Below are 6628 nucleotides of genomic sequence, written 5' to 3' on the forward strand. Positions count from 1 at the left end.
TCGACCCCGACGACTTCTCAGGCTAAGCCTTCCAGACGGTCTTCAGGTTGCAGAACTCACGCTGTCCCACAGCGGCCAGCTCGCGTCCGTATCCGGAGCGCTTGATCCCGCCGAACGGCAGCTCCTGGTGCGACACCGTCATGCCGTTGATGAAGACGGCCCCCGCGTCGAGTTCGGCGACGAAGCGCTCCTCCTCGTCGGGGTCGGTCGTCCACACGGCGCTCGACAGGCCGAAACCGGTCTGATTCGCGATGCGCAGCGCATCGTCGTCATCCGCGGCGCGGTACAGGGAAGCGACGGGGCCGAACGCCTCCTCTTGGATCAGGCGGGCGTCGTCGGGAAGGTCTGCGACGACCGTGGGGGAGTAGAACCACCCGGGAAGATCGGGCGCAGACCCGCCGGTGAGGATCGTGGCACCCTTCTGGCGCGCGTCTTCGACGAGCTCGGCCAGCTCGGCGCGGCCTGCCTCGGTCGCCAGCGGGCCGATCTCGCTCGCGCGGTCCAGCGGGTCGCCGACGACCAGCTCCGACATCAGCCGGGTGAACTCCCGTGCGAAGTCGTCGTAGACGTCGGTGTGAACGATGAAGCGTTTGCCGGCGATGCAGGACTGGCCGTTGTTGCTCACCCGCGCCCGGACCGCCGTCTGCGCCGCTGCCGCGACGTCGGCCGAGCGCAGCACGATGAACGGGTCCGATCCGCCGAGTTCGAGCACCGCCTTCTTGATATGCCGACCGGCGATCGAGGCGACGGAGCGGCCGGCCGGCTCCGATCCGGTGAGAGTGACGGCTGCGACACGGGGATCGGCCAGCACGTCGGCGACGTCGCCCCCGCCGATCAGCAGCGTCCGGAACGAGCCTGCGGGGAAGCCGGCGTTCTCGAACAGCGAGTCCAATGCCATCGCGCACTGCGGCACGTTGGAGGCGTGCTTGAGCAGCCCCGCGTTCCCAGCCATCAGGGCGGGTGCGGCGAAGCGGATGACCTGCCACAGGGGATAGTTCCACGGCATCACGGCCAGGATCACGCCCAGCGGTTCATACCGCGTCCAGGCTCGCGCGGCGTTGACGGTGGTGGGATCGTCGAGGGGAGCATCCGCGAGGAACCTCTCCGCGTTCTCCGCGTAGAAGCGCATCGCCCTCGCCGACTTCGCGACCTCGGCGAGGGACTGGGTGATCGGCTTGCCCATCTCGACGGTGATGAGCTCGCCGAGCCCTTCCGCGTGCTCGTCGAGGAAGCCCGCCGCCCGCCGCATCCATTCCGCTCGCTGCGCGAACGTGGTGCGCCGCAGGATGGCGGCGGCGGCGCTCGCCTCCGCGATCCGGGCGCTCACCTCTGCCGGGGTGTGGGGGTCCATGATGACTTCGGTCTTCCCGCTCGTCGGATTGACGGTGGCGATCGCCATGGGACACTCCTCGCTGTGTGGGGTGACATCACTGTACACCTATTAGATACGAAACGTACCGTGTATGATTTGTACAGCAGGCCGCAATGGGCCACGAGGGAGTGCGACGAGTGACCAACGATCCCCAGACGCCGGCGGCGCCGCCGATGTTCTTGACGGACGCCGACGTGGAGCGGCTGTCCGATCTGCCGCGGGCGATCGCCGCCGTGCGCGCCGCGTACCGTGCCCCCGTCGATGACGGCCGCAATCCCGGCCGGATCTTCGCCGATTCCGGGCGCGAGTGGATGCGGGTGATGCCGTCGGTGCCGGGTAGTGGGCGGCTCTTCGGGGCGAAGTCGATCAACGGCACCTTCGCCGACGGCTTGCGGGTGAGCTATCTGATCTCGCTGTTCGACAAGGAGACGGCGGATCTGGTCGCGCTCGTGGACGGCAATCGCGTGACCGGCCTGAGAACCGCGGCCACGAGCGCGGTGGCGACCGAGGTGCTCGTGCCGCCGCGTGCGCTCCGTGTCGGGGTGATCGGCTCGGGATTCGAAGCCCAGTCGCACACCGCAGCCTTGGCCCTCGTGGCGCAGTTCGCATCGGTCGCGGTCTACAGCCCGACGCCCGGGAACCGGGAGCGGTTCGCCGCGCGTTTCGCGGAATCTCTCGGCGTTCCGGTGCAGCCGGTGGAATCCGCCGAGGAGGCCGCCCGCGACGCAGACCTCATCCTGTGCGCGGCCCGCTCGCGCAACGAGACGCCGACGGTCGCTGCGGAGTGGGTGTCCGGCCACGCCACAGTGGTCTCGATCGGGTCCACCACTCCCCGGCAACGCGAACTGCCCGCCGATCTGCTCGCCCGAGCCGACCTGATCGTCGCGGACACCGTCGACGAGGTCGTGAACGGCAGCGGCGATCTCATCGCAGCGCGCGAGGCAGGCGTCGACGTCGACGCGCTGACGGCCTCCCTCAATGCGGTGCTGCTGCAAGAGCGGACCGTCGACACGGAGCGCGGCATCCGGATCTACAAATCGACCGGCTCGGGGCTTCAAGACGTCGTCGTCGCCGAAGCGCTCGTCGATCTCGCGCGCGAGCGCGGCATCGGCACGGTGCTGCCGGTCGGAATCGTCACCACACGCAAGTGAGAAGGAACACACACATGGTCGACTACACCAAGAGTCAGGCGCGCGACTGGGCGCGTGAGCATTGGAAGGGGTGCATCGCTGTCACCATGCCCTCGTACTCCGCCGACTTCTCGCGGATCAACGAGAACGCGATCCGCCACGACATCCTCAAGCTCAAGGAACTCGGATATGCCGGCACGCTGCTGGTCACCGAGCTCAACATCACCCCGGAAGAGAACGCGCGGGTGACCGCGGTCGCTCGCGAAGCGGGCGGCCCCGACTTCCAGCTGTTCTTCCATGCGGCGTTCAACACGCTCGAGGAGAACATCCACGCACTGGCGCTCGCCGAGAAGGAGGGCGTCGACAGCGTGCTGCTGTCGTATCCGACGGCCTTCTGGCCGACGTCGCTCGACGAGGTGTTCGACTACACCAAGCAGCTCGCCGATTCCACCGATCTCGGCGTCATGCTCTTCGGGCTGCCCGCGTGGGGATTCGAGCGCATCGACAACGCCGGGATGCCCGTGCCGTGGGTGCGGACCGTGCTCGATGAGATCCCGAACATCGTCGCCATCAAAGCCGAGCAGGGCAATCCGGGGATCCCGGGGATCATGGAGATGTACCACCACTTCCGCGACGAGGTCGTGATCTCGTGCCCCATCGAGGGCGAGACGATCCCGCTGATGTCCGTCCTCGACTTCCAGTTCTCGGGGACGAGCAACACCCACTGGATGAGCGACTACTTCCCGCGCGCCTTCGAGCTCGCCCGCTACGGCCGGTGGGAGGAAGCGATGAGCCTCTGGTGGCAGGTCGCTCCCGCGCGCGCCGCGAACACGGCCATTCTCGTCGGCTCGGCGGTCGGAACGACCGTGATCAACCGCACCGGGTGGAAGTACCAGGAGTGGCTCGCCGGGTTCAACGGCGGAGCACTGCGGGCACCGGCCCCCCGCATCCCCGATCGGCTGATGAGGCAGGCGCGCCAGGCGCTGATCGCGTCGGGACTGCCGGTCACCGATCTGCCCGACAGCGAGTTCGTGCGAGGTCGCGTCAGCGCCTGACGACTCGTGCCCGCGCGGGCGACTACTCTCGTCGAGTCGCCCGCGCGGTGCCGCGGTACATCGCGACGACCCGGCCGGAGGCGACGACCTCGACGTCGATCACCGCGCGTCGCTCGTCGTGGTACGTCGTTCGCGCCCGCGCGGTCACCAGGTCGCCGGCACGGGTCGGGGCCAGGTACTGGATCGTCGCATCGGCGGTGGCGGCGTAGCGCAGGACGGTGTTCGCGGCCATGGCGAACGCCTGGTCGGCCACGGCGAACACGACGCCGCCGTGCGCCATCCGGTTGCCGTTCACCTGCTGGGGGTCCACGGTCAGCGTGACGACGGCGACGCCGTCATGGGCCTCGTGGATGGTGATTCCGAACCAGTCGAGCACCGGCTCGTCAGAGGTCAGCTCGCGAATGAACGGATCGATCGTGCCCATGGTCACGCGAGCCGTTCGATGACCAGAGCCATGCCCTGACCGCCACCGACGCACAGCGTCGCCAGGCCGATGTGCCCGTCGCGTTCTCGCAGCGCGTTGATCAGCGTTCCGGCCAGCCGCACGCCCGTCGCGCCGAACGGATGGCCGAGGGCGATCGCGCCGCCGTGCACATTCACGCGTTCGGGGTCCAGACCCAGCTCGCGGACCACCGGGACCACCTGCGCGGCGAACGCCTCGTTGAGCTCGACGAGATCCACGTCGTCGATCGACAGGCCCAATCGAGTGAGCAGCCGTCGGGTGGCCGAGACGGGGCCGAGGCCCATGATCTCGGGTGACAGCGCGCTCGCCGACACGCCGAGGACGCGCGCGAGCGGCACCAGTCCGAGCTCCCGCGCGCGTCGCCCGCTGGTGAGCACCGCCGCCGACGCGCCGTCGTTGAGCGGGCTGGCGTTGCCCGCCGTCACCGTCCCCGTCGGCAGGAAGGCGGGGTTCAGCGACGCCAGCACGTCGAGTGTCGTATCGGGTCGGGGGCCGTCGTCGGCGGTGACCCTGGTTCCGTCTGCGCGGAGGTGCGGTGCGATCTCGGCGGCGAAGAAGTCCGATTGGAGTGCGGCGTGGGCGCGGCGCTGTGAACGCAGCGCCCACTCGTCCTGGTCCCGGCGTGTCGTGCCGGTCTGGCGAGCGACGAGCTCCGCGGTCTTCCCCATGGCGACGTAGACGTCCGGCGTGAGAGCGGACTCGCGCGGATCTCGCCACGGGGCGCCCGATGCGAGGAGCGCATCGACCCGCTCGGCCGCCGGCTCGCCGCCGGGATAGATGTCCTTCGGCACGGGGGGAGTGCTGCTCGTGGACTCCGCGCCGCCTACGAGGAACGCGTCGCCGTCGCCGGAGCGGATGGCCTGCGCCGCGGTTGCCAGCGCCTGCAGCGAAGACGCGCAGAAGCGGTTGATCGTCGCGCCCGGCAGTGCGTCGTAGCCGGCGTAGACGGCGACCCTGCGGGCGATGTTGTCACCCTGCGCACCCTCCGGCACGGCTGTGCCCAGATAGAAGTCGTCCAGGCCGTGGGGATCGAGTTCGGGGACAGCTGCGAGCGCCGCCCTGACGGCGGTCAGGGCAAGGTCCTCGGGTCGCTCGGATGCGAGAGACCCCTTGCGCGCCCGGCCGAACGGCGTTCGACGGTAGGCCACGATCACGGCGTCACGGTCATGCACTTCGCGGTTCATCCCGAGCTCCCACCACTATGCTGTACGCATCGTATCGTATTGCGGTGAGAGCCCCGCGCGCTCTCGGTGGCGGGACCAGCACGGGGCGTGCAGGCCGGTCCCTCGCCGGGACCGGGGCCGGTATCGCCACCAACCCCTTCTACGTCGTCGAAGCAAGCGGTGAGCAGCCCGAGCGTGACCTGGGCATCCTCCGCCCGTAGCAGTGCCTTGGCCTGTTCGTGGGTGAACGAGTCCTTGGCGTTGCCGACCCGGCCGCGTCGGGGCGGGGCGAGCATCGCGACGTTCTCGCCGCTGATGACACGCTCCGACTTCGCGTACTCGAGCATGGTGACCAGGGTGCGGTGGGCGCTGGCGACGCTGGAGTACCCGGCCTCCGACGCGCGGATCGCGGCATGCATCCGCCGCACATCCGCCGGGGTCAGTTCAGACACGACCCTGCGGCCGAGCGAGGGGAGGAGCTTGGTGCGCACTTCGGAGCGGTAGTTGGTCAGCGTCTTCGACTTCGCCCGCTCTGCGTAATCGGCCAGCCAGGCGTCGACGAGTTCCGCGACCCGCGTGGACCGGTTCATCATCATGCCGAGGGAGTCGCGTTCCCGGATCATCGCGTGCATCCATTACTCCGCAGCCTTGGACGTCATCGCGATCAAGTAGCCCGCTGCGGCGCGTCTTACCTCTGCCACCTCTGTCACGCGGAATCCGTCAACCATCCGGCCGAGCAATGGCCGACGGACGAGCACGCCGTGCGTGCGGTCCTGTGCGGGCCGTGTGAATGCACACTGACGATCGCCGAAAACGCCCGTGCCGAGGCGCGCCCGTCCTGCGCGCCGCCGTTCAACCCTGGATGCAAACTGCACTGGGAGTGCCTCGCGACCGTACCGCAGGACGGAACATTGTCACTGCGGCGCGGGCCTTTTCCCTAGCATCGGTCGGGTCAAGGCGAAGACGCCGAGGACGGGGAGGTGACCGTCAGCCCGCGACGGACCCTTGCTCCATCCCGATCGCCGTCACCCGGCCGACAGTCCGCGACGGCATCACAGCGTAGAGGAAAGAGAGCGACACCCATGAGAAGGACCAGGATCCTCGCGATCGGCGCGGCTGCCGTCGCTGCCGGCCTCATCCTCGCCGGCTGCGCCGGCGGAGGCGGCGAACCGCAACCGAAGTCGACGTTCGATCCCACAGATCTCGTGGAGACCACCCCAGCCGGCACCAAGGCGGTCGACCACGTCACGTGGGGGATCCACACGGGTGAACCGACGTCGATCGACCCGAGCAAGGCAGCGACCGACTCGGCGCTTCTCGTCGTCGCCAACATGTGCGAGACCCTGCTTCTCACCGATCCGTCCTTCGGAATCGAGCCCAACCTCGCCACCGACGTGGAGTGGGCCGACCCGACGACGCTCGTCATCGATCTGCGCGACGACGTG

The 6628-nt window shown here is 68.9% G+C and carries 6 protein-coding genes and 1 pseudogene; 3 read left to right on the forward strand and 4 right to left on the reverse strand.

What is annotated here, in order from left to right:
* Positions 1 to 22 precede the first annotated feature (22 nt).
* The gene (locus ACTHNQ_RS12100; RefSeq protein WP_440333707.1) at positions 23 to 1399 is read right to left on the reverse strand and encodes an aldehyde dehydrogenase family protein; all 1377 of its coding nucleotides are present in this window, start codon (positions 1397 to 1399) and stop codon (positions 23 to 25) included.
* 110 nt (positions 1400 to 1509) lie between these two features.
* On the opposite strand from ACTHNQ_RS12100, the gene ACTHNQ_RS12105 reads away from it, so the two are divergent.
* Positions 1510 to 2523, forward strand: coding sequence for an ornithine cyclodeaminase family protein (locus ACTHNQ_RS12105; RefSeq protein ID WP_440333709.1), 1014 nt, complete (start codon positions 1510 to 1512; stop codon positions 2521 to 2523).
* 14 nt (positions 2524 to 2537) lie between these two features.
* Complete coding sequence (locus ACTHNQ_RS12110; RefSeq protein ID WP_440333711.1) at positions 2538 to 3557, forward strand: dihydrodipicolinate synthase family protein; 1020 nt, start codon at positions 2538 to 2540, stop codon at positions 3555 to 3557.
* Positions 3558 to 3579: 22 nt separating this feature from the next.
* On the opposite strand, the gene ACTHNQ_RS12115 is transcribed toward ACTHNQ_RS12110, so the two are convergent.
* From ACTHNQ_RS12115 to ACTHNQ_RS12125, 3 genes are read right to left on the reverse strand one after another with little or no spacing between them, the layout of a single operon-like run.
* Positions 3580 to 3981 (reverse strand): PaaI family thioesterase, encoded by a 402-nt coding sequence (locus ACTHNQ_RS12115; RefSeq protein WP_374978256.1) that lies wholly within the window; start codon positions 3979 to 3981, stop codon positions 3580 to 3582.
* Between the two features lie 2 nt (positions 3982 to 3983).
* Positions 3984 to 5204 (reverse strand): acetyl-CoA C-acyltransferase, encoded by a 1221-nt coding sequence (locus ACTHNQ_RS12120; protein ID WP_440333713.1) that lies wholly within the window; start codon positions 5202 to 5204, stop codon positions 3984 to 3986.
* Positions 5201 to 5815, reverse strand: coding sequence for a phage integrase central domain-containing protein (locus tag ACTHNQ_RS12125; RefSeq protein ID WP_440333715.1), 615 nt, complete (start codon positions 5813 to 5815; stop codon positions 5201 to 5203). Before ACTHNQ_RS12125 ends, ACTHNQ_RS12120 begins: the two co-directional genes overlap by 4 nt.
* Before the next feature lie 450 nt (positions 5816 to 6265).
* On the opposite strand from ACTHNQ_RS12125, the pseudogene ACTHNQ_RS12130 reads away from it, so the two are divergent.
* Positions 6266 to 6628 (forward strand): annotated as a pseudogene (locus ACTHNQ_RS12130) (ABC transporter substrate-binding protein); the annotation flags it as partial.

It is taken from the genome of Microbacterium sp., from assembly GCF_051953575.1.
Classification (GTDB): domain Bacteria; phylum Actinomycetota; class Actinomycetes; order Actinomycetales; family Microbacteriaceae; genus Microbacterium.